We start from the raw sequence: 26680 nt of genomic DNA, 5'->3' as shown, positions 1-26680 counted from the left end.
TACGCTGGCCTGGTGCGCCTTCCGCCGGGAAGCCGCAAAGCCGACAGCCGTCGCACCCCAGGGAGCAGATCCATGGCCTCGTTGCCAACCCCAACGCCTGCCAGCCACAGCAGCCGCGCACAAGCCCTCCGCGAAGCACTCGCCAGTCGAGTGGTGGTCGCCGACGGGGCGATGGGCACCATGCTCCAGGCGCAGGACCCCAGCCTCGAGGACTTCGAGAACCTCGAAGGCTGCAACGAGATCCTGAACATCACCCGCCCCGACATCGTGCGCACCGTCCACGAGGAGTACTTCGCGGTCGGCGTCGACTGCGTCGAGACCAACACCTTCGGTGCGAACTTCGCCGCGCTCGCCGAGTACGACATCCCCGAGCGCGTATTCGAGCTGTCCGAGTCGGGCGCCCGCATCGCCCGCGAGGTGGCGGACGAGTTCGAGGCCAAGGACGGCCGTCAGCGCTGGGTGCTCGGCTCCATGGGACCCGGTACGAAGCTGCCGACGCTGGGCCACGCCCCGTACATCACGCTGCGCGACGCCTACCAGCAGAACGCCGAAGGCATGCTCGCGGGCGGCGCGGACGCGCTCCTGGTGGAGACCACCCAGGACCTGCTCCAGACCAAGTCCGCGATCATCGGCGCCCGCCGCGCCATGGACGTCGCCGGCATCACCGTCCCCCTGATCTGCTCCGTGACGGTCGAGACGACCGGCACCATGCTGCTGGGCTCCGAGATCGGCGCCGCGCTCACCGCGCTGGAGCCGCTCGGCATCGACATGATCGGCCTGAACTGCGCCACCGGCCCGGCCGAGATGAGCGAGCACCTGCGCTACCTCGCCCGCCACTCGCGCGTCCCGCTCTCCGCCATGCCCAACGCCGGCCTGCCCGTCCTCGGCAAGAACGGCGCGCACTACCCCCTGTCGGCCGAGGAGCTGGCCGACGCCCAGGAAGCGTTCGTACGCGACTACGGCCTGTCCCTGGTGGGCGGCTGCTGCGGTACGACGCCCGAGCACCTGCGCCAGGTCGTCGAGCGCGTACGTGACCTCACCCCGGCCCCCCGCGACCCGCGCCCCGAGCCGGGCGCCGCCTCCCTCTACCAGACCGTCCCCTTCCGCCAGGACACGTCGTACCTGGCCATTGGCGAGCGTACGAACGCGAACGGGTCGAAGAAGTTCCGCGAGGCCATGCTGGAGGGCCGCTGGGACGACTGCGTGGAGATGGCCCGCGACCAGATCCGCGAGGGCGCGCACATGCTCGACCTGTGCGTCGACTACGTGGGCCGTGACGGCGCCGCCGACATGGCCGAGCTGGCCGGCCGGTTCGCCACCGCCTCCACCCTGCCCATCGTGCTGGACTCCACCGAGCTGGACGTCCTGCGGGCCGGCCTGGAGAAGCTCGGCGGGCGCGCCGTCATCAACTCGGTCAACTACGAGGACGGCGACGGCCCCGAGTCCCGCTTCCAGAAGGTCACCAAGCTGGCGCAGGAGCACGGCGCCGCGCTGATGGCACTGACCATCGACGAGGAGGGCCAGGCCCGCTCCGTCGAGCACAAGGTCGCCGTCGCCGAGCGGATCATCGACGACCTGACCGGCAACTGGGGCATCCACGAGTCGGACATTCTCATCGACTGCCTCACCTTCACCATCTGCACCGGCCAGGAGGAGTCCCGCAAGGACGGCGTCAACACGATCGAGGCCATCCGTGAGCTCAAGCGGCGCCACCCGGACGTGCAGACCACGCTGGGCCTGTCGAACATCTCCTTCGGCCTGAACCCGGCCGCCCGCATCGTCCTGAACTCCGTCTTCCTCGACGAGTGCGTGAAGGCCGGCCTGGACTCGGCCATCGTGCACGCGAGCAAGATCCTTCCGATCGCCCGCCTCGGTGAGGAGCAGATCCAGGTCGCTCTGGATCTGATCTACGACCGCCGTGCGGAGGGTTACGACCCGCTGCAGCGGTTCCTGGAGCTGTTCGACGGCGTCGACACCAAGTCGATGAAGGCCGGCAAGGCGGAGGAGCTCCTGGCGCTGCCGCTGGACGAGCGGCTTCAGCGCCGGATCATCGATGGCGAGAAGAAGGGCCTGGAGGCCGACCTCGACGAGGCGCTGACCGAGCGGCCCGCGCTGGCGATCGTCAACGACACGCTGCTGGAGGGCATGAAGGTCGTCGGTGAGCTCTTCGGCTCCGGCCAGATGCAGCTGCCGTTCGTGCTCCAGTCGGCCGAGGTCATGAAGACCGCGGTGGCCTACCTGGAGCCGCACATGGAGAAGACGGACGACGAGGGCAAGGGCACGATCGTGCTGGCCACCGTCCGCGGTGACGTCCACGACATCGGCAAGAACCTCGTCGACATCATCCTGTCCAACAACGGCTACACCGTCGTCAACCTCGGCATCAAGCAGCCCGTCTCCGCGATCCTGGAGGCCGCCGAGGAGCACCGCGCCGACGTCATCGGCATGTCGGGTCTCCTGGTGAAGTCCACCGTGATCATGAAGGAGAACCTCCAGGAGCTCAACCAGCGCAAGATGGCCGCAGACTTCCCGGTCATCCTCGGCGGTGCGGCGCTGACGAGGGCGTACGTCGAACAGGATCTGCACGAGATCTACGAGGGCGAAGTCCGCTACGCCCGCGACGCGTTCGAGGGATTGCGCCTGATGGACGCCCTGATCGGCGTCAAGCGCGGCGTCCCCGGCGCCAAGCTCCCCGAGCTCAAGCAGCGCCGTGTCCCGACGAAGGCCACGACCGCCGTGCTCGAAGTCGAAGAGCCCGAAGGTTCCGTACGCTCCGACGTCTCCATCGACAACCGGATCCCGGAGCCGCCGTTCTGGGGCACCCGCGTCGTCAAGGGCATCGGCCTGAAGGAGTACGCCTCCTGGCTCGACGAGGGCGCGCTGTTCAAGGGGCAGTGGGGCCTCAAGCAGGCGCGGACCGGCGACGGGCCGACGTACGAAGAGCTCGTCGAGACCGAGGGCCGGCCCCGGCTGCGCGGCTGGCTGGAGCAGCTCCACACCAAGAACCTGCTCGAAGCCGCCGTCGTCTACGGCTACTTCCCCTGCCACTCCAAGGGCGACGATCTGATCCTCCTCAACGACGACGGATCCGAGCGCACCCGCTTCACCTTCCCGCGCCAGCGCCGCGGCCGCCGCCTGTGCCTGGCCGACTTCTTCCGCCCGGAGGAGTCCGGCGAGACGGACGTGGTGGGTCTTCAGGTCGTCACCGTCGGATCAAAGATCGGCGAGGCCACGGCCGAGCTGTTCGAATCGAACTCCTACCGTGACTACCTCGAACTGCACGGTCTTTCCGTCCAGTTGGCGGAAGCGCTCGCCGAGTACTGGCACGCCCGCGTCCGCAGCGAACTCGGCTTCGGGGGAGAGGACCCGGACGCCGTGGAGGACATGTTCGCGCTGAAGTACCGCGGCGCGCGCTTCTCGCTCGGTTACGGCGCCTGCCCCGAACTGGAGGACCGCGCGAAGATCGCCGAACTGCTGCAGCCCGAGCGCATCGGTGTCCACCTCTCGGAGGAGTTCCAGCTCCACCCCGAGCAGTCCACCGACGCGATCGTCATCCACCACCCCGAGGCGAAGTACTTCAACGCGCGATAGGCCCGCACGAGTCGTACACTGGTCGGTCCAGCGCAGGCCGGTCGCCTTCCCACCTGGGGAGACGGCCGGCCTTCTCGTCCCTTCAGGAGGTGTGCCCGGATGACCAGTACCGTCCCCGCGCCCAGTACCCGTACGGCCGAAGGCTCCGCACTGCAGGCCGTCTTCCTCGACATGGACGGCACCCTGGTCGACACCGAGGGTTTCTGGTGGGAGGTCGAGGCGGAGGTCTTCGCGGACCTCGGGCATGCGCTGGACGAGGCGTGGCGCGACGTGGTGGTCGGCGGGCCGATGACCCGCAGCGCGGGCTACCTCATCGAGGTCACCGGCGCGGACATCACCCTGCCCGAGCTCACCGTGTTGCTCAACGACCGCTTCGAGAAGCGCATCGGGCGCGGAGTGCCGCTGATGCCGGGTGCGGCGCGGCTGCTGGCGGAACTGGCCGCCCACGAGGTGCCCACCGCCCTGGTCTCCGCCTCGCACCGGCGCATCATCGACCGCGTCCTGGAGACGCTGGGCCGCGAGATGTTCACGCTCACGGTCGCGGGCGACGAGGTGGCCCGTACGAAACCGCACCCCGACCCGTATCTGCACGCCGCAGCGCTGCTCGGCGCCGAGCCCGGCAGATGCGCGGTCGTCGAGGACACGGCGACCGGTGTGGCGGCCGCCGAGGCGGCCGGCTGCCGCGTGGTGGCCGTCCCGTCCGTCGCGCCGATCGCGCCCGCGCGCGGCCGGGTGGTCGTGGGATCGCTCGAAGAAGTCGATCTCGCCTTTCTCACGACTTTGATCACACGGATGAACTGAACCGCGCACTGAGCGTATTCGCGCTATTGGGCGGAAACCGTGGGCATGGGGCCGTGCATTTTCCGTGACACACGCAGCCGGAAATGCACAGGCGGTCATAAGGCTCGGTCTGGTGACCTTAGTCACCCCCAGGCCTGCCCCGATCGGCGCCCCAGGGCGTCAAAGCGGCCTTCACGGGCCGTATTTGACGCCGTTGTGTCCTGATTGGTGGAGTGGTGTACGAATCATTCCCGGCCCGCGGCGACGACCCGTCGGGAATCATGATCACCAGCCGATAACGCGGCGGCCCGGCCCCGGTAAAGCCTGCCGGGCGATTCCCACTAATCTCAACACGAGAACTTCGCCGCATCACCACGTGCCTCAACGCTCAACCAGTTGCTGGGGCCACGGAAACCGATCGCTCTGATCCGGCCCGATCGCTCCGCCCCGACCGGGCGGCCGCGGCGGAGTGTCCCGTACACCGCTGAAACCCAGTGCCGGATGAGGGAGAACGTCCAGGATGAACCGCAAGACTTTGGTGCTGCCGGCTGTGATTGGCCTGCTCGCGCCCGTGCTCGCCGGCTGCGGCGGCGCGGACAGCGGCGGCAAGGGCGGTGCCATCGTCGTGGGCACCACGGACCAGTTCGTCGCGACGAAGGACGCGCCCGCGCCCTTCGACCCGGCGTTCGCCTATGACGCCGGTGCCTGGAACGTCCTGCGGCAGACCGTCCAGATGCTGATGCACGTCCCGCGCGGCGGCGGCGAGCCGGTGCCGGACGCGGCCTCCAAGTGCGGCTTCACGGACACCCAGAACGAGAGCTACCGCTGCACCCTGCGCAGCGGGCTGACGTTCGCCGACGGTGACGCGCTCACCGCCGAGGACGTCAAGTTCTCGATCGACCGCGTACTGAAGATCAAGAACAACAACGGCCCGGTCGCACTACTGTCGAACATCGATACGATTGAGACCAACGGGGACCACGGGATCGTCTTCCACCTGAAGACGCCGGACGCCACGTTCCCGTACAAGATCGCCACGCCTGCCGCCGGGATCGTCGACTCCGACACGTACAAGAGCGACAAGCTCCGGGACGGATTCGACGCCGAGGGCTCGGGCCCGTACACGCTGAAGACCGAGACCGAGGGCGAGCGGGTCGTCAAGGCGGTCTTCACCAAGAACCCCGAGTACAAGGGCGACTTGGAGCTCCGCAACGACAAGGTCGAACTGCGGTCGTTCGCCGACACCCAGTCCATGGAGAAGGCGCTGCGGGACGGCGACATCAGCATGATGACGCGCACCCTGCAGCCCGAGCAGATCAAGGACATGTCGGAGAACCCGACCAAGGGCATCGAGCTCGTCGAGATGCCCGGCCTGGAAATCCGCTACCTGGGCTTCGACACCGAAGACTCCACGGTGAAGAACAAGGCGGTGCGCCAGGCGCTGGCCGCCGTCGTCGACCGCGGGGAGCTCGCGAGCGAGGTCTACCCGGCCACGGCCGAGCCGCTGTACTCGCTCATCCCGAACACCATCACCGGCCACCAGAACGCGTTCTTCAACAAGTACGGCGAGCCGAACCGGCCGAACGCCGCAGGCATTTTGAGCGCGGCCGGCATCAGCACGCCGGTGAAGCTGACGCTGAACTACACGAGCGACCACTACGGCACGGCGACGAAGAAGGAGTTCGAGGTGCTCCAGGAGCAGCTCAACGCCACGAAGCTCTTCGACGTCGGCATCAAGGGCACCGAGTGGTCGAAGTTCCGTGACAGCCAGAAGCGCGGCGAGTACGCCGTCTACGGCATGGGCTGGTTCCCGGACTTCCCGGACGCCGACAACTACGTCGCGCCGTTCCTGGACAAGGACAACTTCCTCAACACCCCGTACGTCAGCAGCGAAACCAGGAACAAGCTCATTCCCGAGTCGCGCCGCGCGGCCGACCGGGCCTCGGCCGCGAAGCCGTTCGAGCGGATCCAGGAAATCGTCGCCAACGACGTACCGGTGCTGCCGCTGTGGCAGGGCAAGCAGTACGTAGCCGCTCGCGACAACATCACCGGCGTCGAGTGGGCGCTCAATTCCTCGGCCGACCTGCAGCTGTGGGAGTTGGGCCGCGGCGTCTCCTGACGCCGGCAGTATCCGGCCGCGAAACCCGCGTCGCCGGTGGGTAATTCATCGAATCTGTGAGGCAAGGATCCGTGAAAAGGCGTAACCAGTGGCTGACGGCACCGCTTGCGGCGGGACTGGCGGCGGGGCTGCTCAGCGGTTGTGGCACCGAGGAGGGCGGCCCGGGGGGCACTGACGGCGGCGTGGTCATCGGAATGTCGGACGAGGTGCTGGCCACCGATCCGGCATCGGGTTACGACCCAGGTTCCTGGCTGCTGTTCAACAACGTCTTCCAGTCGCTGCTGAGCTTCCCCAAGGGCAGCACCTCTCCGCAGCCCGAGGCCGCCGAGACCTGCGACTTCGACAAGGGCGGCAGCACGGTCTTCCGCTGCACGCTGCGTGACGGCCTGAAGTTCAGCAACGGCAACGAGCTGACCTCGAAGGACGTCAAGTACTCCTTCGAGCGCTCGCTGAAGATCAACGACAAGGCCGGCCCCGCGGGCGTCATGCTCGGCTCGATCGGCAGGATCGAGACGCCGGACGCGAAGAACGTCGTCTTCCACCTCAAGGTGCCGGACGCCACCTTCCCGAGCAAGATCGCCTCGGGCGCCGGCTCCATCGTCGACCACCGCGAGTACGCCTTCGACGAGCTGCGCACCGACGAGAAGGCGGTCGGCTCGGGGCCGTACAAGCTGGACAGCTTCGGCGAAGCCCAGGCGGACTTCTCCGTGAACGAGAACTACAAGGGCACCGCCGAGACGAAGAACTCCGGCGTCACCATGAAGTTCTTCCACGGCGACCAGAAGGCGCTCGCCGCTTCCCTCAAGCAGCGTGACGTGGACGTCGCCTACCGAGGCCTCACGGCGGACGACATCGCCGAGCTCGAGAACTCGTCGACCGGCGACGACCAGGGCATCGAGGTGGTCGAGGGCTCCAGCGCCGAGGTCCAGCACCTGGTCTTCAACATGAAGGACCCGGTCGCCGGCAAGCTCGCCGTGCGCAAGGCGATGGCGTTCCTCGTCGACCGCGACGCCCTCGTCCGGGACGTGTACCAGTCCACCGCCACCCCGCTGTACTCGATCATTCCGAGCGGCATCGACGCCCACAACACGGCGTTCTTCGACGCCTACGGCGGCAGCCCGCAGCCCGCCAAGGCCGAGCGGGTCCTGCGCGGTGCGGGCATCACCGGCAAGGTGAAGCTCACCCTCTGGGCCACGCCCAGCCGCTACGGACCCGCCACGGTCCACGAGTTCGAGACGATAGCCAAGCAGCTCAACAAGAGCGGGCTCTTCGACGCGACCGTCAAGTCGGCCGAGATCAACGAGTACGAGAAGAACATCGCGGCCGGCAAGTACGGCGTATACGTGAAGGGCTGGGTCCCCGACTACCCGGACCCGGACAACTTCACCCTGCCGTTCTTCGGCAAGGACAACGTCCTCGCCAACAACTACGAGAACCGCCGGATCACCGACGGCATCATCCCGGACACCGCCGCCGCGACCGAGCGGCCCACGGCGGACGAGGACTTCGGCAAGCTCCAGGACATCGTCGCCGAGGAGGTGCCGATCATTCCGCTGTGGCAGGGCAAGCAGTACGCCGTGGCCTACGACGACATCTCAGGCCTGGAGTGGACCCTGGACGCGTCGACCGTCTTCCGTTTCTGGGAGATCAGCAAGGGCTGACAGCAAGCGACGCCGGGACCCGGCCCCCGCATGGGGCCGGGTCCCGGCGTCCTGGCTTCCGCTGCTGGGCGCCTTACTGGGCGCCGGGCCTGACCAGGCCGCTCTCGTACGCGTACACCGCGGCCTGCACGCGGTCGCGCAGTCGGAGCTTCGTCAGCACGTGCCCCACATGCGTCTTCACGGTCGTCTCGCTCACGAAGAGGTCGGCGGCGATCTCCGCGTTGGACAGCCCGCGGGCCACCAGCTTGAGCACCTCGACCTCACGGTCGGTCAGCGTGTGCAGCGTGTCCGGAACCTGATTCTCGCCGGACGGCAGGTGATCCGCGTACTTGTCGAGCAGCCGCCGCGTGATGCTCGGCGCCAGCATCGCCTCGCCGGCGGCCACCACCCGGATCGCCTGCACGAGCTCGTTGGCCGGCGCGTCCTTCAGCAGGAAGCCGCTGGCCCCGGCGCGCAGCGCCTCCACGACGTACTCGTCGAGGTCGAAGGTGGTCAGCACGAGCACCTTCGCCGGACCGTCCTTGCCGGGACCGCTGATCTGACGGGTCGCCTCCACGCCGTCCATCCGCGGCATCCGGATGTCCATCAGGACTACATCGGGCTGCAGCGCCCGGACCTGGTCGAGCGCCTGCAGACCGTCTCCGGCCTCACCGACGACCGCGAGATCCTGCTCGGCCTCCAGAATCATCCGGAAGCCGGTGCGCAGCAGGGGCTGGTCGTCGACCAGTAGGACGCGGATAGCCACGGAGTCTCCTTCTCTAGACCGGGTCCATTCTGCCCTGGCCGCCGCAGGGCCTGTCCGGCGGATCAGGGCCGCGGCCGCGGCGTCTGGCACGCCCCTTCGCCGAGTTGCCGAAACACCCGAATAGCTCCGCTTTGAGGATGCTCCGGCGCCTTGCGATGCACCGCACCAGACGCCGCGGCCTTTCCGACCCTGACCCGCGGGACAGCCCTAGGCCGGATCGGCCGGTCGCACCGTGATGGCGACGGGCAGCGGGTACACCGGGGGAGTGCCGCCGAACTCCGGACAGACCGCCCTGTGGTCGCACCAACCGCAGAGCTTGGTCGGGCGGGGCCGCCAGTTCCCCGTCTCGGTGGCTTCCTTGATGGCGGCCCACAACGCGAGCAGCTTGCGCTCCACCCGCTCCAGATCCGCCTCGACCGGGTCGTACGTCACCACGTCGCCGCTGCCGAGATACACCAGCTGAAGCCGGCGCGGTACGACGCCCTTCCACCGCCAGATCACCAGCGCGTAGAACTTCATCTGGAACAGCGCGCCCTCGGCGTACTCCGGCCGGGGCGCCTTGCCTGTCTTGTAGTCGACGATCCGGACCTCGCCGGAAGGCGCCACATCCACCCGGTCGATGATGCCGCGCAGCCGCAACCCCGAATCCAGCTCCGTCTCGACGAAGAGCTCCCGCTCGGCGGGCTCCAGGCGGGTCGGGTCCTCCAGCGTGAACCACCGCTCGACCAGCTCTTCGGCCTCCACCAGCCAGCGCGCCAGCCGCTCGCCCTCCGGATCCTCGGCGAAGAGCTCCGTGAGCTGCGGCTTGGACTCCAGGAGCCGGTTCCACTGGCCGGGCACCAGCGCCCTGGCCCGCCCCGCCGTACGCTCCGTCGCCGGGTCGTCGAAGAGCCGCTCCAGCACGGCGTGCACCAGCGTGCCCCGCGTCGCCGCCTCGCTCGGCTTCTCGGGCAGCTTGTCGATCACCCGGAACCGGTAGAGCAGCGGACACTGCATGAAGTCGCTCGCCCGGGAGGGGGAGAGCGACATGGGGCGCTGGGCAGCGTCGGCCCGACCGGAACTCGTAGTCATGTCCAAGACCCTACGGCCCGCCACTGACAGTCGTCCGCATACCATCGACGGCAGACCCCCTCGCTGCACGGTCGGCTGATCACCGGGTGCGGCGGCGAGTGACGCCTGCGAACGAAGGGCCCCTGTGAACGAGAGCGGCGAGCGCGACAAGCGCGTCGGGAGCGACGGGAGCGGCGACAAGCCGCAGCGCCCGCGCGAGCCGGGCGGCGGCCTCCTCATGGGCCGCCCGTTCGGCGTGCCGGTGTACGTCGCCCCCAGCTGGTTCCTCGTCGCCGCCCTCATCACCTGGGTCTTCGGCGGCCAGCTCGACCGCGTGCTCCCGGAGTTGGGAAACCTCCGCTACCTCGTCTCCCTCTTCTTCGCCGTCGCGTTCTACGCCTCCGTACTGGTCCACGAACTGGCCCACACCGTGGCGGCGCTGCGCTTCAAGCTGCCGGTGCGCCGCATCCAGCTCCAGTTCTTCGGCGGGGTGTCGGAGATCGAGAAGGAGTCGGAGACGCCGGGGCGCGAGTTCGTCCTCGCCTTCGTCGGCCCGCTGCTCTCGCTCGTACTGGCCGGTGTCTTCTACGCCGGCATGCGCGTCGTGGAACCCGGCACCGTGCCCGGCGTCCTGCTGGCCGGCCTGATGATCTCCAACCTCATCGTGGCCGCCTTCAACCTGCTGCCCGGCCTCCCGCTGGACGGCGGCCGGATGCTCCGCGCCCTCGTCTGGAAGATCACCGGAAAGCCGATGAGCGGCACCATCGCCGCCGCCTGGGTCGGCAGGGCGCTCGCCGTCGCCGTGCTCATCGGTCTCCCGCTGCTCACCCACACCGGCGCCCTCGGCAACGCCACCGAGGACATCGGCGGCATGGAGACCGTCACCGACGCCCTGCTCGCCGCCATCCTCGCCGCGATCATCTGGACCGGCGCCGGCAACAGTCTGCGCATGGCACGGCTGCGCGAACACCTCCCCGACCTGCGCGCCCGTACGCTCACCCGGCGCGCCGTCCCCGTCGAATCCGCCACCCCGCTCTCCGAGGCCCTGCGCCGCGCCAACACGGCAGGAGCGCGCGCCCTGGTCGTCGTCGACGGGCAGGGGGAGCCCACCGGCGTCGTCCGCGAGGCGGCCATCGTCGGCGTACCGGAACACCGCAGGCCCTGGGTGGCGGTGAGCGGTCTCGCGCAGGACCTCACCGAGGACATGAAGATCCCGGCCGAGCTGGCGGGCGAGGCCCTGCTGGAGCGCCTGCGCGCCGCCCCGGCCACCGAATACCTGGTGGTCGAGGAGACGGGCGAGATCTACGGCGTGCTGTCCACCGCCGATGTGGAGCGCGCCTTCGTGTCGGCCATGGCCCGCCCGCAGTAGAGAGCCCGGGCTCAAAAGACCGGTAGGCTGTTCACATGTCCGAACCGACCGGTGCCGCCCGACGTCGCGGCCCCTTCCAGGTCGGGGATCAGGTCCAGCTCACCGACCCCAAGGGACGCCACTACACGTTCACGCTCGAGGCCGGGAAGAATTTCCACACCCACAAGGGTTCCTTCCCCCACGACGAGCTGATCGGTGCTCCCGAGGGCAGTGTTGTCCGTACCACGGGAAACGTCGCCTACCTCGCGCTGCGCCCCCTGCTCCCCGACTATGTCCTGTCCATGCCCCGCGGTGCCGCCGTGGTCTACCCCAAGGACGCGGGGCAGATCCTGGCCTTCGCCGACATCTTCGCCGGCGCCCGCGTCGTCGAAGCGGGAGTCGGCTCCGGCTCGCTGAGCAGCTTCCTGCTGCGCGCCATCGGTGACCAGGGCATGCTGCACTCCTACGAGCGCCGCGAGGACTTCGCCGAGATCGCCACGCAGAACGTGGAGCGCTACTTCGGCGGTCCGCACCCCGCCTGGCAGCTCACCGTCGGCGACCTCCAGGACAACCTGTCCGACACCGACGTCGACCGCGTGATCCTGGACATGCTCGCCCCGTGGGAGTGCCTGGACGTCGTCCGCAAGGCGCTCGTCCCCGGCGGCATCCTCTGCTGCTACGTGGCCACCACCACGCAGCTCGCGCGCACCGTCGAGTCCATCCGCGAGATCGGCTGCTTCGCGGAGCCGACCGCCTGGGAGTCGATGATCCGCAACTGGCACGTCGAGGGTCTGGCCGTGCGCCCCGACCATCGGATGATCGGCCACACCGGCTTCCTGCTCACCGCCCGCCGCCTCGCGGACGGCGTGGAGGCCCCGCTGCGCCGCCGCCGTCCCGCCAAGGGCGCGTACGGCGAGGACTACACGGGTCCCGGAAGCGAGAGCGGGTCGGCCTCCCGAGGCTGACCCGACAACGAGCAAGCGCCGCCGCTGAGTTCCCCGACCGACCGGGGAACTCAGCGGCGGCGCTTTTCCGTTACCGGATTTCTGTTACGGGATTTCTGTTACGGGTACGGACCCCGCCGTTCCGCGGCGGTGTGACGTGTGGCACGATGCTCGCCACCCCACCGGTACAGCCCCAGGAGACACCCCGCGTGCAGACCTCCGCCACCCTGGACCTCGCGCACAACCGGCCCCGCCCGGTGCACTGGCTCGCCACCGCCGCCGCCATGGCCGCGGTCGTAGCCACGGCCGGACTGCTCCAGCCCGAAGCCGCCACCGCCTCCCAGACCGCCCCGGGAGCCGGACCGGTCAAGGCCGCCGCCGCGGCCGCGCCCGACGCGTCGAGCGCCGTGTACCCCCTGGACTGCCACGGCGAGAAGCCCGCCGTGGTCAAGGAGGGCTCCGGCGACCTCGACGGCGACGGCCGGCCCGAAACCGTGGCGGTCGTGCGCTGTGTGTCGGGAATCGGCACCCCGCCGAGCGGCGTCTACGTACTCACCGGGCCCGCGTCGCGCGTCGTGGCGACCCTGGTGGACCCCGCGGACGGCCTGGGCATCAGCGATTTCGCCGTGAGCGCGGGCGTGGTCTCCGCGACCCTGCTCGGCTACTCGTCGCCGGACGTGCCGCGCTGCTGCCCGGACCGGCAGGAGAAGGTCAAGTGGCAGTGGAAGGGCGGCAAGTTCGCCAGAACCGTCGTGCCGGACGCGCGCAGTATGTGATTCGTCACTCAGCGTCGGGTCCGTAGACCTCGACCCGGTCCGCGACGCGGCGTACGTGGATGCAGTCGCCCGGGCACTCCTTCGCCGAGTCGACGACGTCGCTCAGAAGCGTCAGGGGCACGGGCGTTGTGGCGCCGGGGCTCTGCAGCAGTTCGTCGCCGGAGCCCTTCACGTACGCCAGGCCGTCGATGTCGAGCTCGAAGACCTCGGGGGCGTACTGGACGCAGATGCCGTCGCCGGTGCAGAGATCCTGGTCGATCCACACCTCGAGCGGGTCACCGGTCTGTGCGCCGTCGTCGGTGGGAGCCTTCTGCTGCACGGTCATATCTCCTGCCGTTTTCTGCGCGGTTGTAGCAATTGGAGCCAGCCCTGACGGGTGTTGAACACTTCGACGATACAACCGGCCGCTTTGCCGTGTTGATGGGTGGGTATTCCCCTGGTGTGAGCGAGTACGCAAGGGTGAAGATCGGACACACCCCGCAGTCTTTGTGATCTAGGGGTTTCAACCAGCACCCGCCCAGGTAGGGTCAGGAAGCGTCCAGCTCCCCTTGGAGGAGGTGAGGACCGTGGCAGCCCACGACGACGACATCAACCGCGGCATCCGGCCCGGGCGAGGGTCTGAGGACCCCGCCGGTCAGGTTGCCTATCTCGAGCAGGAAATCGCCGTCCTGCGCCGCAAGCTCGCCGACTCTCCGCGTCACACGAGGATTCTCGAAGAGCGGATCGTCGAGCTGCAGACCAACTTGGCCGGCGTGTCCGCACAGAACGAGCGGCTCGCCAATACGCTCCGTGAGGCCCGCGACCAGATCGTGGCCCTCAAGGAAGAAGTCGACCGGCTCGCGCAGCCGCCGGCCGGCTTCGGTGTCTTCCTCATGGCGAACGAGGACGGCACGGCCGACATCTTCACCGGTGGCCGCAAGCTACGGGTGAACGTCAGCCCCAGCGTGGAGCTCGAAGAGCTCCGGCGTGGCCAGGAAGTCATGCTCAACGAGGCCCTCAATGTGGTCGAGGCCATGGAGTTCGAGCGCGCCGGGGAAATCGTCACCCTCAAGGAAATCCTTGAGGACGGCGAGCGCGCCCTGGTGCTCGGGCACACCGACGAGGAACGGGTGGTGCGGCTCGCCGAGCCGCTGATGGACGTCACCATCCGCCCCGGCGACGCCCTGCTGCTCGAACCCAGGTCCGGTTACGTCTACGAAGTCATCCCCAAGAGCGAGGTCGAGGAGCTCGTCCTCGAAGAGGTCCCGGACGTCGACTACGACAAGATCGGCGGTCTGGGCAACCAGATCGAGCTGATCCGCGACGCGGTCGAGCTTCCGTACCTCTACCCCGACCTCTTCAAGGAGCACGAACTGCGGCCCCCGAAGGGCATCCTGCTCTACGGCCCGCCCGGCTGCGGCAAGACGCTGATCGCGAAAGCCGTCGCCAACTCCCTTGCCAAGAAGGTCGCCGAGGTGACCGGCAAGCCCGCGGGGAAGAGCTACTTCCTCAACATCAAGGGCCCCGAGCTCCTCAACAAGTACGTCGGTGAGACCGAGCGGCACATCCGCCTCGTCTTCCAGCGTGCCCGGGAGAAGGCGAACGAGGGCACCCCCGTCATCGTCTTCTTCGACGAGATGGAGTCGCTCTTCCGCACCCGTGGCTCGGGTGTCAGCTCGGACGTGGAGAACACCATCGTTCCGCAGCTGCTCGCCGAGATCGACGGCGTGGAGGGCCTGGAGAACGTCATCGTCATCGGCGCCTCCAACCGCGAGGACATGATCGACCCGGCGATCCTGCGACCGGGCCGGCTCGACGTCAAGATCAAGATCGAGCGTCCGGACGCCGAGGCGGCGAAGGACATCTTCGCCAAGTACCTCCGGTCCACCCTGCCGCTGCACGCGGACGACCTGGCCGAGCACACGGGCTCCAGGGAAGCCGCGGTCCACGGCATGATCCAGTCGGTCGTCGAGCAGATGTACGCCGAGTCCGAGGAGAATCGCTTCCTCGAGGTCACGTACGCGAACGGCGACAAGGAAGTCCTGTACTTCAAGGACTTCAATTCCGGCGCGATGATCCAGAACATTGTCGACCGGGCCAAGAAGATGGCCATCAAGGCCTTCCTCGACCAGAACCAGAAGGGCCTTCGGGTTTCCCACCTCCTCCAGGCTTGCGTGGACGAGTTCAAGGAGAACGAGGACCTGCCGAACACTACGAACCCGGACGACTGGGCCCGTATCTCCGGAAAGAAGGGCGAGCGGATTGTATTTATCCGCACGCTCGTCACTGGAAAACAGGGCGCGGACACCGGACGCTCCATCGACACGGTGGCAAACACCGGTCAGTACCTGTAGATCGCAGACCGGCTGCGGGTACCCGTCGGGTATCCGCAGCCGGTTGCATTCTCGCCATTACGGGCCACCACACCGACCACACCAGAGCAATGACGCAATTGATCTCCCCACCGGCGCAAAGGCGTTCTAGGCTGGCTCTTCGGTACCGCCGAGTCGCGCTGTGCGGGACCTGGCGCCGCACACGCACCGGAGAACCAGCGGTACTTGAGTGCCGCCCCCGTCCGGGGGCGACGCGGGCAAGGAGGGCCGCATGACCGTACGGCGAGTAATGGGCATCGAGACGGAGTACGGGATCTCCGTCCCCGGCCACCCGAACGCCAATGCCATGCTCACCTCGTCCCAGATCGTCAACGCCTACGCGGCGGCGATGCACCGGGCGCGACGCGCCCGCTGGGACTTCGAGGAGGAGAACCCGCTGCGGGACGCGCGAGGCTTCGACCTCGCCCGGGAGGCCGCCGACAACAGCCAGCTCACCGACGAGGACATCGGCCTCGCCAATGTCATCCTGACCAATGGCGCGCGGCTGTACGTCGACCACGCGCACCCCGAGTACAGCTCCCCGGAGGTGACCAATCCGCTGGACGCGGTGCTCTGGGACAAGGCCGGCGAGCGGATCATGGCGGAGGCCGCGGAGCGCGCCGCCCAGCTGCCCGGCGCCCAGCCGATCCACCTCTACAAGAACAACACCGACAACAAGGGCGCGTCCTACGGCACGCACGAGAACTACCTGATGAAGCGGGAGACCCCCTTCTCGGACATCGTGCGCCACCTGACCCCGTTCTTCGTGTCCCGGCAGGTCGTCACGGGCGCAGGCCGGGTGGGCATCGGCCAGGACGGCCACGAGCACGGCTTCCAGATCAGCCAGCGGGCCGACTATTTCGAGGTTGAGGTAGGCCTCGAAACGACCCTCAAGCGCCCCATCATCAACACCCGCGACGAGCCGCACGCCGACGCCGAGCGCTACCGCAGGCTCCACGTCATCATCGGGGACGCGAACCTCTCCGAGATCTCGACGTACCTCAAGCTGGGTACGACCTCTCTGGTTCTCTCGATGATCGAGGACGGCTTCATCAATGTCGACCTCGCGATCGACCAGCCGGTGCGCACCCTGCACCAGGTCTCGCACGACCCGACGCTGCAGCGGCTCATCACGCTGCGCAGCGGCCGGACACTCACCGCTGTGCAGCTTCAGATGGAGTACTTCGAGCTGGCGCGCAAGTACGTCGAGGAGCGGTTCGGCGTCGACGCCGACGACCAGACCAAGGACGTCCTGGGGCGCTGGGAGGACGTACTGAACCGGCTCGAGAACGACCCGATGAGCCTGTCGGGCGAGCTGGACTGGATCGCGAAGCGGGAGCTCCTGGAGGGCTACCGCAGGCGCGACAGCCTCGACTGGGACGCCCCCCGGCTCCACCTGGTGGACCTCCAGTACGCCGACGTACGCCCCGAGAAGGGCCTGTACAACCGTCTGGCGGCCCGCGGGAAGATGAAGCGGCTCCTGGGCGAGGGTGGGGTGGACCGGGCCCGCACGAAGCCTCCTGAGGACACCAGGGCGTACTTCCGCGGGCGCTGCCTGGAGCAGTACGCGGACGATGTCGCGGCGGCCTCCTGGGACTCGGTGATCTTCGACCTGCCGGGCCGGGACTCGCTCCAGCGCGTCCCCACCCTGGAACCGTTGCGCGGTACACGTAACCACGTGAAGGAACTGCTCGACCGGTGCAGGACGGCGGAAGACCTGGTCCGGGTGCTCTCCGGCGGCTGAAAGGGGCGACGGGTGGGAATCATCGAGGTGGTCCCCACGCGTTGTGAAAGTACGGCGCGGATGTCAGACCCCGCTTGTAGGGTCTGATCAAGGACATCGAACCGAGCGAGCGGGGTGAGGTAGAGATGGCGACCAAGGACAGCGACGGCGGACAGCAGAAGGCGACACGTTCCACCGAGGAGGTCGAGGAGACCGCGCAGGACGCGCAGGCCTCCGAGGACCTCAAGGAGCGCCAGGAAAAGCTGTCGGACGACGTCGACTCGGTGCTGGACGAGATCGACGACGTACTCGAAGAGAACGCCGAGGACTTCGTGCGCTCCTTCGTCCAAAAGGGCGGGGAGTAAAGCCCGTTGTCCGTCCCGGTGGCCGTGGACCCAGGTCCGCCGCACCGGGACGGATGACCGGCAACCGTACGGGTATGGTCCGTGCACAGTTCGAAAGATCGGCCCGGCCCTCCAGTGGCGGGCCGCCGCCTATCCGGAAGGAAACGCGTGGAAGCCAACCCTCGTAGCACCGGGCGTCTGCCGGCAGCCTTCCTGACGCCGGGCTCGTCGTCATTCATGGACTTTCTGGGCGATCACGCACCCGACATGCTGCCGGGAAACCGCGTCCTGCCGCCCATGAAGGGCGTCATCGAGGCTCCGCACGGCACGACGATCGTCGCCGCCGCGTTCCCCGGCGGCGTGGTGCTCGCCGGCGACCGGCGGGCCACCATGGGCAACATGATCGCCCAGCGCGACATCGAGAAGGTCTTCCCCGCCGACGAGTACTCGGCGGTGGGCATCGCCGGCACCGCCGGTCTGGCCGTGGAGATGGTCAGGCTCTTCCAGCTGGAGCTCGAACACTTCGAGAAGGTGGAAGGCGCCCAGCTCTCCCTGGAGGGCAAGGCGAACCGGCTCTCCACCATGATCCGCAGCAACCTCGGCATGGCCATGCAGGGCCTGGCCGTCGTCCCGCTCTTCGCGGGCTGGGACGTCGACCGCGAGAAGGGCCGCATCTTCTCGTACGACGTGACGGGCGGCCGTTCCGAGGAGAAGGGGTTCGCGGCGACGGGCTCCGGGTCCATCTTCGCTCGCGGGTCGATGAAGAAGCTCTACCGCGACGACCTGACGGAGCAGCAGACGACCACCCTGGTGATCCAGGCGCTGTACGACGCCGCCGACGACGACTCGGCGACCGGCGGCCCGGACGTGGCCCGCCGTATCTATCCGATCGTCACCGTGATCACCGAAGAGGGTTTCCGGCGGCTCACCGAGGCGGAGTCCTCCGAGCTGGCCCGCTCGATCCTCGAGCGGCGGCTGGAGCAGCCCGACGGTCCCCGGGCCGCGCTTCTCTGACGGCTCCTGTCCTTGGAATCAACGTGATAACGACAGAAAGGGACGGATAGCCGGTGTCGACGCCGTTCTATGTCTCACCCCAGCAGGCCATGGCCGACCGGGCGGAATACGCCCGGAAGGGCATCGCCCGCGGTCGCAGCCTCGTCGTGCTGCAGTACGCCGACGGCATCGTATTCGTCGGCGAGAACCCGTCCCGCGCGCTGCACAAGTTCAGCGAGATCTACGACCGGATCGGCTTCGCCGCCGCCGGCAAGTACAACGAGTACGAGAACCTGCGGATCGGGGGCGTCCGGTACGCCGATCTGCGCGGATACACCTACGACCGTGAAGATGTGACGGCCCGTGGCCTCGCCAACGTCTACGCGCAGACGCTGGGCACGATCTTCTCCAGCAACGCGGAGAAGCCGTACGAGGTGGAGCTGGTCGTCGCCGAGGTGGGGGCCCGCCCCGAGGGCGACCAGATTTACCGGCTGCCGCACGACGGTTCGATCGTGGACGAGCACGGCTCGGTCGCGGTCGGCGGCAACGCCGAGCAGATCAGCACCTTCCTCGACCAGCGCCACCGGGACGGGATGACGCTCGCGGAGGCGCTCAAGCTCGCAGTGCAGGCGCTCTCGCGGGACACCAACGGCAGCGAGCGGGAGATCCCCGCCGAGCGGCTCGAAGTGGCGGTCCTGGACCGTACGCGCCCGCAGGAGCGGAAGTTCAAGCGCATCGTCGGCCGTCAGCTGTCGCGTCTGCTGGAGGCGGACGGCGACGCGGCCGCGCCCACCGACACTCCTTCGGACACCGAGGAGTCGTAGCCCCGGACCCGCACCGGCTGGTGCCCCGGACCGCCCAGCGGCCCGGGGCACCGTCGCGTCCGGGGACCCGTCAGACGGGGGCGGTGGAGCCGCGCACCATCAGTTCCACCGGGAGGTCGCCGCCCTCGGGCCGCCGACCGTCCAGGACGGCCAGCAGCGCCGCCATGCCGCGCTCCCCGACCTGCTCGGCGGGCAGCCGCACGGTGGTGAGTTCGGGTTCCACGGCAGTCGCGAGGGCCAGGTCGTCGAAGCCGGTGACCGAGACGTCCTCGGGCACCCGCAGCCCGAGGCGCCGCACCGCCTTGCAGGCGCCCGCCGCGAGGATGTCGTCGTCACAGACGAGCGCGGTGGGCCGTGGGCCGGGCCCGGTCAGCGCCAGCTCCGCGGCCTGCCTGGCGCCGTGTACGTCCAGGGGCGCCCGCACGGTGCGTACGACGGCGTCGGGGGCCCGGCGCAGCGAGTCGTGGAGTGCCGCCGCGCGTACGTCGAAGGTCCAGGAGTCCACGGCCGACGCGAGATGGACGAACCGGCGGTGGCCGAGGGCGAGCAGATGCTCCGTCACCAGGCGCATTCCGTCGGCGATGTCGAGGTTCACGTGCGCGGCGGCGCCGGAGTCCTCCGGGTCGCTGTCGAGCATCACGAGCGGCAGCCCCGCGCCGCGGATCGCGCCCAGCGCCTCGGTGGCCATCGAGGACGCGATGACGCCGTCGAGGGCGGCCTGCGCCGACGCGAACGGGTCCCTGGCGGGCTCGGTGCCCTCGGGGGAGGGGTAGAGGACGACGCCGAAATCGTGCTCGGCGGCGGTGCGGGCGGCGCCCGCGTAGACCCGGGCGAAGAATTCGTTGGTCAGCGCGGGCACGACGAGCAGCGCGGTCCTGGTCCGGCCGAGCCGCAGGTTCCGGGCGGCGAGATTCGGGCGGTACCCGAGCTCCCGCGCGGCCCCCCGGACGAGATTCGCGGTGCGTTCCGACACACGCCCACGCCATTTGCCGGCCAGTACCAGCGACACGGTCGCCTGCGAGACCCCGGCGGCGCGGGCCACGTCCCTGCTGGTCGGCGGGGTGGGGGGCGTGCCCGCAGAGGCGGCGTCGTGGGTGTCGTCCCGGCTGGTCACTCGTGCCTCCGCACAGACGGTTTCTCGCCGCGAGGTGGACCCGCGGACTGGCTCATGGTACGTATGGCACAGGACGTTATACGTAAAACCTCGGCGCGCGCCGGGGCGGAGAGGGGCAGACATGGCCGCCGGATACGCGGATCTCCTCAGGACGCGGTACGCCGCGCGCCTGCTGGCGGGCACCCTGGTGGGCCGGCTTCCCAACGCCACCGCCCCGATCGCGATCGTGCTCTTCACGCGCGCCGAGGGCGGCAGCTACTCGCTGGCGGGCGGCCTGGCCGCGGTGTACGGGCTCGGGAACGCGGTGGGGCAGCCGCTGCTCGGCCGCGCCGTGGACCTGTACGGGCAGCCGCGCGTGCAGCTCCCGGCCGCCGTCCTGTCCGCGCTCGGCATGGTCCTGCTCACCTTCGCGGGAATCGATCCGCTGGCCCTCGCGTACGCCGCCGTGGCCCTCGCCGGTCTCTTCACCCCGCCCCTCGAAGGCGGCCTGCGGGCGCTGTGGCCGAATGTGCTCGGCCGCGAGGACCGGGTGCACCGGGCGTACGCCATGGACGCGGTGGCCCAGGAAATCATGTTCACCGTCGGTCCCTTGCTCGTCACGCTGCTCGTGGCGCTCTGGTCGCCGGCCGCCGCACTGCTCGTCATCAACGTGATAGGCGTGCTGGGCGCGCTCTCCGTCGTACTCTCCAAGCCGTCGCGGACCTGGCGTTCCGCGCCCCGTGAGGCTCACTGGCTGGGCGCCCTGCGCTCGCCGGGCCTGCTGGCCCTGCTCGGCTCGTTCTTCTTCATCGGTCTCGCTCTCGGCTCGATCACCGTCGCGGGTGTCGCGTACGCCGACGACCACGGCCGGGAAGCGGTGTACGGCTGGCTGATGGCGGCCCTCGGCCTCGGCGCGCTCGCCGGCGGCATGGTGTACGGCGCCCGGCAGTGGGCCGGCGCCCCCGAACGGCGGCTGCGGTTCATCGTCGCCCTGCTCGCGCTCGGGTACCTGCCGCTGATGCTCACTCCGGGCATCCCCGCGATGGTCGTACTGGCCGCGGTCTCCGGAGTCTTCCTGGCGCCCGCGCTCGCCTGCGCCTTCATCGTCGTCGACCGGCACGCCCCGCGCGGCACCGTCACCGAGGCCTTCTCCTGGCTGGTGACCACCTTCGGCGTAGGCGCGGCGGTGGGAACCGGCGCCGCGGGACCGGCCGTCGAACACGGCGGCACCGCCGCGAGTTTCGCCGTCGCGGCGGTCGGCGGAGTGGCCGCGCTGCTGGTCCTGCTGGCCACCCGGCGGGTTCTCACGATTCCCGTCGCGGCTCCCCTTCCCCACGACTCTGTCGTAATGCCTTGCGAAAATGATCGAATCGGTGCGGCCGAACCCGGTTTCAGGACAGGCCATCAGGCGTAATGTTCAGTCATGGACCGCCGCATTTTCGGGCTGGAGAACGAGTACGGCGTCACGTGCACGTTCAGGGGACAGCGCCGACTGTCTCCTGACGAAGTGGCGCGCTACCTCTTCCGCCGTGTTGTGTCATGGGGCCGCAGCAGCAATGTCTTCCTGCGGAACGGCGCCCGCCTCTACCTCGACGTGGGATCGCATCCGGAATACGCAACTCCCGAATGCGACAACGTGACCGAGCTCGTCACCCACGACAAGGCGGGCGAGCGCATTCTCGAAGGCCTGCTCGTCGACGCCGAACGCCGCCTGCACGAGGAGGGAATCGCGGGCGACGTCTATCTCTTCAAGAACAACACCGACTCTGCGGGAAACTCCTACGGCTGCCACGAGAATTACCTCGTGGCCCGCCATGGGGAGTTCTCCAGGCTCGCGGACATCCTCATCCCGTTCCTCGTCACCCGCCAGCTCATCTGCGGCGCCGGCAAGGTGCTGCAGACCCCGCGTGGCGCGGTCTTCTGCGTCAGCCAGCGGGCCGAGCACATCTGGGAGGGCGTCAGCTCCGCGACGACCCGCTCCCGGCCGATCATCAACACCCGCGACGAACCGCACGCGGACGCCGAGCGCTACCGCAGGCTCCACGTCATCGTCGGCGACTCCAACATGTCCGAGACGACCATGCTGCTCAAGGTCGGCGCCACCGACCTCGTCCTGCGCATGATCGAGGCGGGCACGGTGATGCGTGACCTCACCCTGGAGAACCCGATCCGGGCCATCCGTGAGGTCAGCCACGACATCACCGGGCAGCGCAAGGTGCGCCTGGCCAGCGGCCGCGAGGCCTCCGCCATAGAGGTACAGCGCGAGTACTACGACAAGGCCGTGGACTTCGTCGACCGCCGCGGCATCCGTACGGGCACGGTCGAACAGGTCCTCGAACTGTGGGGCCGCGCGCTCGACGCGATCGAGGCCGAGGACCTCGACCGGATCGGCACCGAAATCGACTGGGTCATGAAGTACAAGCTCATCGAGCGCTACCGCGCCAAGCACAACATGACCATGTCGCACCCCCGGGTCGCTCAGATAGACCTCGCCTACCACGACATCCACCGTCGGCGCGGGCTCTATTACCTGCTGGAGAAGAAGGGACAAGCCGCGCGTATCTGCAACGACTTGAAGATCTTCGAAGGCAAGTCGGTACCGCCGCAGACCACCCGGGCGCGGCTGCGCGGAGACTTCATCCGCAGGGCTCAGGAACAGCGGCGGGACTTCACCGTCGACTGGGTACACCTCAAGCTCAACGACCAGGCACAGCGCACCGTGTTGTGCAAGGACCCCTTCCGGTCGGTCGACGACCGGGTGGAAAAGCTCATCGCCGGTATGTGATCCGGCCATTGCCGGATTTACCGGAACGCGACCCGGGCCCCGCACGTTCCTCGTGCGGGGCCCCGGCCACGCCTTAGAGTGTCGGGCGACTACTGTGCCGTCTGAGATCTGAGGAACACGTGCGCCGACTTGCCGGCCTACTTGTCGTCCCCCTGCTGCTGCTCTCGACAGCGGCGTGCGGCAACGACAAGGGCTCCGATTCCACCTCGTCAAAGAACGGACTGCCGGCGATCACCGCGGGCGAGAAGTTCGGCGAGAAGCCGACCCTCGCCAAGGGGGAGGGCGACCCGCCCAAGGAACTGAAGACCGAGGTCCTCAGCAAGGGCAAGGACGATGCTGCGACCCTCAAAAAGGGTGACGCCATCGAGGTGAACTACCTCGGCCAGCAGTGGGACTCCACGAAGCCCTTCGACAACAGCTTCGACCGCAAGCAGCCCTTCCCGCTGACCCTCGGCGCCGGCCAGGTCATCCCCGGCTGGGACCAGGGCCTGGAGGGCCAGAAGGTCGGCAGCCGCGTCCAGCTCGTCATCCCGCCGGAGCTCGGCTACGGCGCGCAGGGCCAGCCCCCCACCATCAAGCCCAACGCGACCCTGGTCTTCGTCGTGGACATCCTGACGGCCAAGACCATCCCCACGTCCGCCAAGGGCAAGGAAGTCGCGCAGGACAACATCGACCTGCCCAAGGTCGCCACCAACACCGACGGCAAGGCGCCGAAGGTCACCGTGCCGAAGAAGTCCGACCCGCCGAAGAAGCTCGTCTCCAGCTACGTGCTGGAGGGCGACGGCGCGACGGTGAAGGACTCCGACACGGTTTCCGTCGCCTACCAGGGGCTGGTGTGGAAGGACGGCAAGCTCTTCGACAGCACCTACGCCCAGGGCAAGACTCAGCAGTTCGCGCTGCCGCAGGTCACCCTGAAGGGTCTCAAGGACGGTCTGATCGGCAAGAAGGCCGGCAGCCGCGTGCTCCTCGTCATTCCGCCGGACCAGGCCTTCGGTGACAAGAAGCAGCAGTCCATCCCCGCCAACTCGACGCTGGTGTTCCAGGTGGACATTCTCGCGGTGATGTAAGACTGTCCAGGTTGCCCATTTCGTAGTACAGAGGAGCATTTTCCGTGAGCATCGAGAAGCCCGAGGTCGACTTCCCGGGTGGCGAGCCGCCGAAGGACCTGCAGATCAGGGACATCTGGGAGGGCGACGGCGCGGTGGCCAAGGCGGGCGACAACGTCAAGGTCCACTACGTGGGCGTGGCGTTCTCCACCGGTGAGGAGTTCGACTCCAGCTGGAACCGCGGCACGCCGCTGCAGTTCCCGCTCGGTGCCGGCCGGGTCATCGCCGGCTGGGACCAGGGCGTACAGGGCATGAAGGTCGGCGGTCGCCGTGAGCTGATCATTCCCCCGCAGCTCGCGTACGGCGACAACGGCGCCGGCGGCGTCATCAAGCCGGGCGAGACGCTGATCTTTGTCTGCGACCTCGTCGCGGTCTGATCCGGTAGCTCGAAAAGGCCACAAAAGAGGGGCCCCATGCCATCCGGCGTGGGGCCCTCGGCTTTTGCCGCGACACCCCGGGGCGGTACGGTCGGCGGTCGTAGAGCAAGAGAGAGGGTGCCGATGGCGATTGCCAAGGCCGAACGGTTGATGAATCTGGCGTTGTGCCTGCTCGGGACCCGGCGCCCGCTCAGCAAGCGCGAGCTCCGGGGGTCCATCGAGGCCTACCTGGAGGCCGGCACCGACGATTCCTTCAACCGGATGTTCGAGCGCGACAAGGACGATCTGCGCGAACTCGGTCTGGTCATCGACACCGTCGAAAACCTCGACGGCGACGCCGGCTACCTGGCCCGCCGCGACAGCAACCGCCTCCCCGCCATCACCCTCGACGCCGAAGAGGCCGCCGCCCTCGGCCTCGCCGCCAAGGTCTGGCAGCAGGCCCGCCTCGCCGGCGCCGCCAGCGGCGCGCTCCAGAAGCTGCGGGCAGCGGGCATGCCGGAGGCGGAGGACCCGTACGCGGGCCACCAGAGCGCCCTCGAACCGCGGATCCCGGTCCACGAGAGCGCCTTCGAGCCGCTGATGCTCGCCTGCCGCGACCGGCGCCCCGTCGTCTTCGACTACCGCAAGGCCAACGCCGCCCGCCCCGAGACCCGGCACGTCGAGCCGTGGACGCTGGAGTGCTGGCGCGGCCACTGGTACCTCGCGGGCTGGGACCGCGAGCGCGGTGCCGAACGCGTCTTCCGGCTCTCCCGCATCACCGGCAAGGTCCGCTCCCGCGCCGGGTCCTTCATCGCCGAGGTGCCGGACGTCGTGACCGTACGCGAGACCGTCGAGAGCTGGGCGGGCGAGACCGCCACCCGCACCGCGCTGATCAAGCTGCGCCAGGGCTCCGGCTACCCGCTGCGGGCCAGGGCCACCGCCGTACGGGACCTGGGTGACGGCTGGGACGAGCTGGCGATTCCGTACGGTCACGGGCTCGACGCCTGGCTCGTGGAGCTCGGCCCCGAGGTCGTCGTACTGGAGCCCGCTGACCTGCGGGCGGACGTCGTGGACCGGCTGCGCGCCGTGGCCAAGGACTGAGAAGGACCGAGGACACAGCCACCATGGCCACGAATGCGATCGACCAGACCCGGCGGATGCTCTCCCTGGTGACGTACCTGCGCGAGCGCCCCGGCGCGCACGTCAGCGACGTCGCCCGCGCCTTCGGGATCACCGAGGACGAGCTGATCTCCGACCTCGACGTCCTGCCCATGTGCGGAACGAGCTTCCGCGGCGGCGACCTGCTCGACATCGACACCGACGGCGACCGGATCTGGTGGCACAACGCGGATGATGTCGCGGAGCCGCTGCGGCTCGCCGCCGACGAGGCCACCGCGCTGCTCGTCGCCGCCCGCGCCGTCTCCACCCTTCCTGGCCTGCGCGAGGGCGACCGGCAGGCGCTGCTGCGGGCCACGGCGAAGCTGGAGGCCGCGGCGGGCGAGGCGGCGGGCGCCAGCTCCAGGCTCTCGGTGACCTTCGAGTCCGAGGGCGGGGTCTTCGCGGACGTCGACCGGGCGATCTCGGAACGGCGCCGGCTGTGGCTGCGCTACTACTCCCCGGCGCGCGACGAGCTGACCGAGCGCGAGGTCGACCCGATCCGGCTGTTCGCCGTCGGCCACACGTACATGGAGGCCTGGTGCAGGCTCTCCGAGGCGCGGCGTACGTTCCGGCTCGACCGGGTCGCGGAGATCAGGCTGCTCGACGAGCCGTCCTCGCCGCCGGAGATCGAGCTCCGTGACCTGTCGGAGGGACTGGTCCAGCCGTCCGCCGACGACCCCGAGGTCGTGGTCGAGGTGGGGCCCGGCGGGCGCTGGGTCGCCGAGTACTACCCGCACGACAGCGCGCAGGAGCTGCCCGACGGCGGCCTGCGGATCACCCTGCGTACGCCGGAACCCGCCTCGCTGCGGCGGCTCGCGCTGCGGCTCGGCAGAGACGGGCACATCGTCTCGCCGCCGGAGCTGGCGGTCAGCGCGCGGGAAGCGGCCCGCGAGGCGCTCGCGGCCTACGAGAGCCCCGGCCAGGCGTAACCAA

22 protein-coding genes are annotated in these 26680 nt (G+C 68.9%); 18 read left to right on the top strand and 4 right to left on the bottom strand.

Features of this window, described 5'->3' with window-relative positions; all coding sequences use genetic code 11:
• Nucleotides 1–72: 72 nt before the first annotated feature.
• From metH to ABZX79_RS02910, 4 genes are all read left to right on the top strand, one after another.
• Nucleotides 73–3591 (top strand): methionine synthase, encoded by a 3519-nt coding sequence (metH, locus tag ABZX79_RS02925; protein ID WP_355250550.1) that lies wholly within the window; start codon nt 73–75, stop codon nt 3589–3591.
• Between the two features lie 99 nt (nt 3592–3690).
• Entirely contained in the window at nt 3691–4392 is a 702-nt protein-coding gene (locus ABZX79_RS02920; protein ID WP_355250547.1) for an HAD family phosphatase, read from the top strand.
• A 499-nt stretch (nt 4393–4891) separates the two neighbouring features.
• On the top strand, nt 4892–6490 hold the full coding sequence (locus tag ABZX79_RS02915) for an ABC transporter substrate-binding protein (RefSeq protein ID WP_355250544.1): 1599 nt from the start codon (nt 4892–4894) through the stop codon (nt 6488–6490).
• A 71-nt stretch (nt 6491–6561) separates the two neighbouring features.
• A complete protein-coding gene (locus ABZX79_RS02910; protein ID WP_355250541.1) occupies nt 6562–8151 on the top strand; it encodes an ABC transporter substrate-binding protein in 1590 nt (529 codons plus the stop codon).
• A gap of 73 nt (nt 8152–8224) precedes the next feature.
• On the opposite strand, the gene ABZX79_RS02905 is transcribed toward ABZX79_RS02910, so the two are convergent.
• Both ABZX79_RS02905 and ABZX79_RS02900 read right to left on the bottom strand, forming a co-directional pair.
• Nucleotides 8225–8896 (bottom strand): response regulator transcription factor, encoded by a 672-nt coding sequence (locus ABZX79_RS02905; RefSeq protein ID WP_355250538.1) that lies wholly within the window; start codon nt 8894–8896, stop codon nt 8225–8227.
• 207 nt (nt 8897–9103) lie between these two features.
• Nucleotides 9104–9967 carry a RecB family exonuclease gene (locus ABZX79_RS02900; RefSeq protein WP_355250535.1) on the bottom strand — a complete coding sequence of 288 codons (864 nt, stop codon included), beginning with the start codon at nt 9965–9967 and terminating at the stop codon, nt 9104–9106.
• 124 nt (nt 9968–10091) lie between these two features.
• Between ABZX79_RS02900 and ABZX79_RS02895 the strand changes: the two genes are divergently transcribed.
• The 3 genes from ABZX79_RS02895 (at nt 10092) to ABZX79_RS02885 (ending at nt 13014) form a co-directional block, all read left to right on the top strand.
• Complete coding sequence (locus ABZX79_RS02895) at nt 10092–11315, top strand: site-2 protease family protein (protein ID WP_355250532.1); 1224 nt, start codon at nt 10092–10094, stop codon at nt 11313–11315.
• Between the two features lie 35 nt (nt 11316–11350).
• Nucleotides 11351–12259, top strand: coding sequence for a tRNA (adenine-N1)-methyltransferase (locus ABZX79_RS02890; RefSeq protein WP_214976533.1), 909 nt, complete (start codon nt 11351–11353; stop codon nt 12257–12259).
• A gap of 188 nt (nt 12260–12447) precedes the next feature.
• Nucleotides 12448–13014, top strand: a complete 567-nt coding sequence (locus ABZX79_RS02885) for a hypothetical protein (RefSeq protein ID WP_355250529.1) — start codon at nt 12448–12450, stop codon at nt 13012–13014.
• A gap of 4 nt (nt 13015–13018) precedes the next feature.
• Here the strand turns inward: ABZX79_RS02885 and ABZX79_RS02880 are convergent, their stop codons facing one another.
• Nucleotides 13019–13339, bottom strand: a complete 321-nt coding sequence (locus tag ABZX79_RS02880) for a ferredoxin (protein WP_355250526.1) — start codon at nt 13337–13339, stop codon at nt 13019–13021.
• 241 nt (nt 13340–13580) lie between these two features.
• On the opposite strand from ABZX79_RS02880, the gene arc reads away from it, so the two are divergent.
• The 5 genes from arc to prcA all read left to right on the top strand — a co-directional run bounded on the left by arc (nt 13581) and on the right by prcA (nt 19249).
• Complete coding sequence (gene arc / locus ABZX79_RS02875; RefSeq protein WP_355250523.1) at nt 13581–15347, top strand: proteasome ATPase; 1767 nt, start codon at nt 13581–13583, stop codon at nt 15345–15347.
• Nucleotides 15348–15597: 250 nt separating this feature from the next.
• Nucleotides 15598–17109, top strand: coding sequence for a depupylase/deamidase Dop (dop, locus tag ABZX79_RS02870; RefSeq protein ID WP_355250520.1), 1512 nt, complete (start codon nt 15598–15600; stop codon nt 17107–17109).
• A 125-nt stretch (nt 17110–17234) separates the two neighbouring features.
• Nucleotides 17235–17453 (top strand): ubiquitin-like protein Pup, encoded by a 219-nt coding sequence (locus tag ABZX79_RS02865; RefSeq protein ID WP_215132496.1) that lies wholly within the window; start codon nt 17235–17237, stop codon nt 17451–17453.
• 177 nt (nt 17454–17630) lie between these two features.
• Nucleotides 17631–18446 carry a proteasome subunit beta gene (gene prcB / locus ABZX79_RS02860; protein WP_355251042.1) on the top strand — a complete coding sequence of 272 codons (816 nt, stop codon included), beginning with the start codon at nt 17631–17633 and terminating at the stop codon, nt 18444–18446.
• Between the two features lie 53 nt (nt 18447–18499).
• Entirely contained in the window at nt 18500–19249 is a 750-nt protein-coding gene (gene prcA, locus ABZX79_RS02855) for a proteasome subunit alpha (protein ID WP_355250516.1), read from the top strand.
• 70 nt (nt 19250–19319) lie between these two features.
• On the opposite strand, the gene ABZX79_RS02850 is transcribed toward prcA, so the two are convergent.
• Nucleotides 19320–20363 carry a LacI family DNA-binding transcriptional regulator gene (locus ABZX79_RS02850; RefSeq protein ID WP_355250513.1) on the bottom strand — a complete coding sequence of 348 codons (1044 nt, stop codon included), beginning with the start codon at nt 20361–20363 and terminating at the stop codon, nt 19320–19322.
• Between the two features lie 121 nt (nt 20364–20484).
• Between ABZX79_RS02850 and ABZX79_RS02845 the strand changes: the two genes are divergently transcribed.
• The 6 genes from ABZX79_RS02845 to ABZX79_RS02820 all read left to right on the top strand — a co-directional run bounded on the left by ABZX79_RS02845 (nt 20485) and on the right by ABZX79_RS02820 (nt 26676).
• Entirely contained in the window at nt 20485–21756 is a 1272-nt protein-coding gene (locus ABZX79_RS02845; protein WP_355250510.1) for an MFS transporter, read from the top strand.
• Nucleotides 21757–21765: 9 nt separating this feature from the next.
• Nucleotides 21766–23127, top strand: coding sequence for a Pup--protein ligase (gene pafA / locus ABZX79_RS02840; RefSeq protein ID WP_214976543.1), 1362 nt, complete (start codon nt 21766–21768; stop codon nt 23125–23127).
• 119 nt (nt 23128–23246) lie between these two features.
• Nucleotides 23247–24194, top strand: coding sequence for an FKBP-type peptidyl-prolyl cis-trans isomerase (locus tag ABZX79_RS02835; protein WP_355250506.1), 948 nt, complete (start codon nt 23247–23249; stop codon nt 24192–24194).
• A gap of 44 nt (nt 24195–24238) precedes the next feature.
• Nucleotides 24239–24610, top strand: coding sequence for an FKBP-type peptidyl-prolyl cis-trans isomerase (locus ABZX79_RS02830; RefSeq protein ID WP_355250504.1), 372 nt, complete (start codon nt 24239–24241; stop codon nt 24608–24610).
• A gap of 123 nt (nt 24611–24733) precedes the next feature.
• Nucleotides 24734–25690 (top strand): WYL domain-containing protein, encoded by a 957-nt coding sequence (locus ABZX79_RS02825; protein WP_355250501.1) that lies wholly within the window; start codon nt 24734–24736, stop codon nt 25688–25690.
• 23 nt (nt 25691–25713) lie between these two features.
• A complete protein-coding gene (locus ABZX79_RS02820) occupies nt 25714–26676 on the top strand; it encodes a WYL domain-containing protein (protein ID WP_355250498.1) in 963 nt (320 codons plus the stop codon).
• Nucleotides 26677–26680 lie beyond the last annotated feature (4 nt).

It is taken from the genome of Streptomyces sp. NPDC002994 (genome assembly GCF_040611155.1).
Lineage (GTDB): Bacteria > Actinomycetota > Actinomycetes > Streptomycetales > Streptomycetaceae > Streptomyces.
Note: the sequence above shows the minus strand (reverse complement) of the source record. Positions and strands in the feature narration are given on the sequence as shown.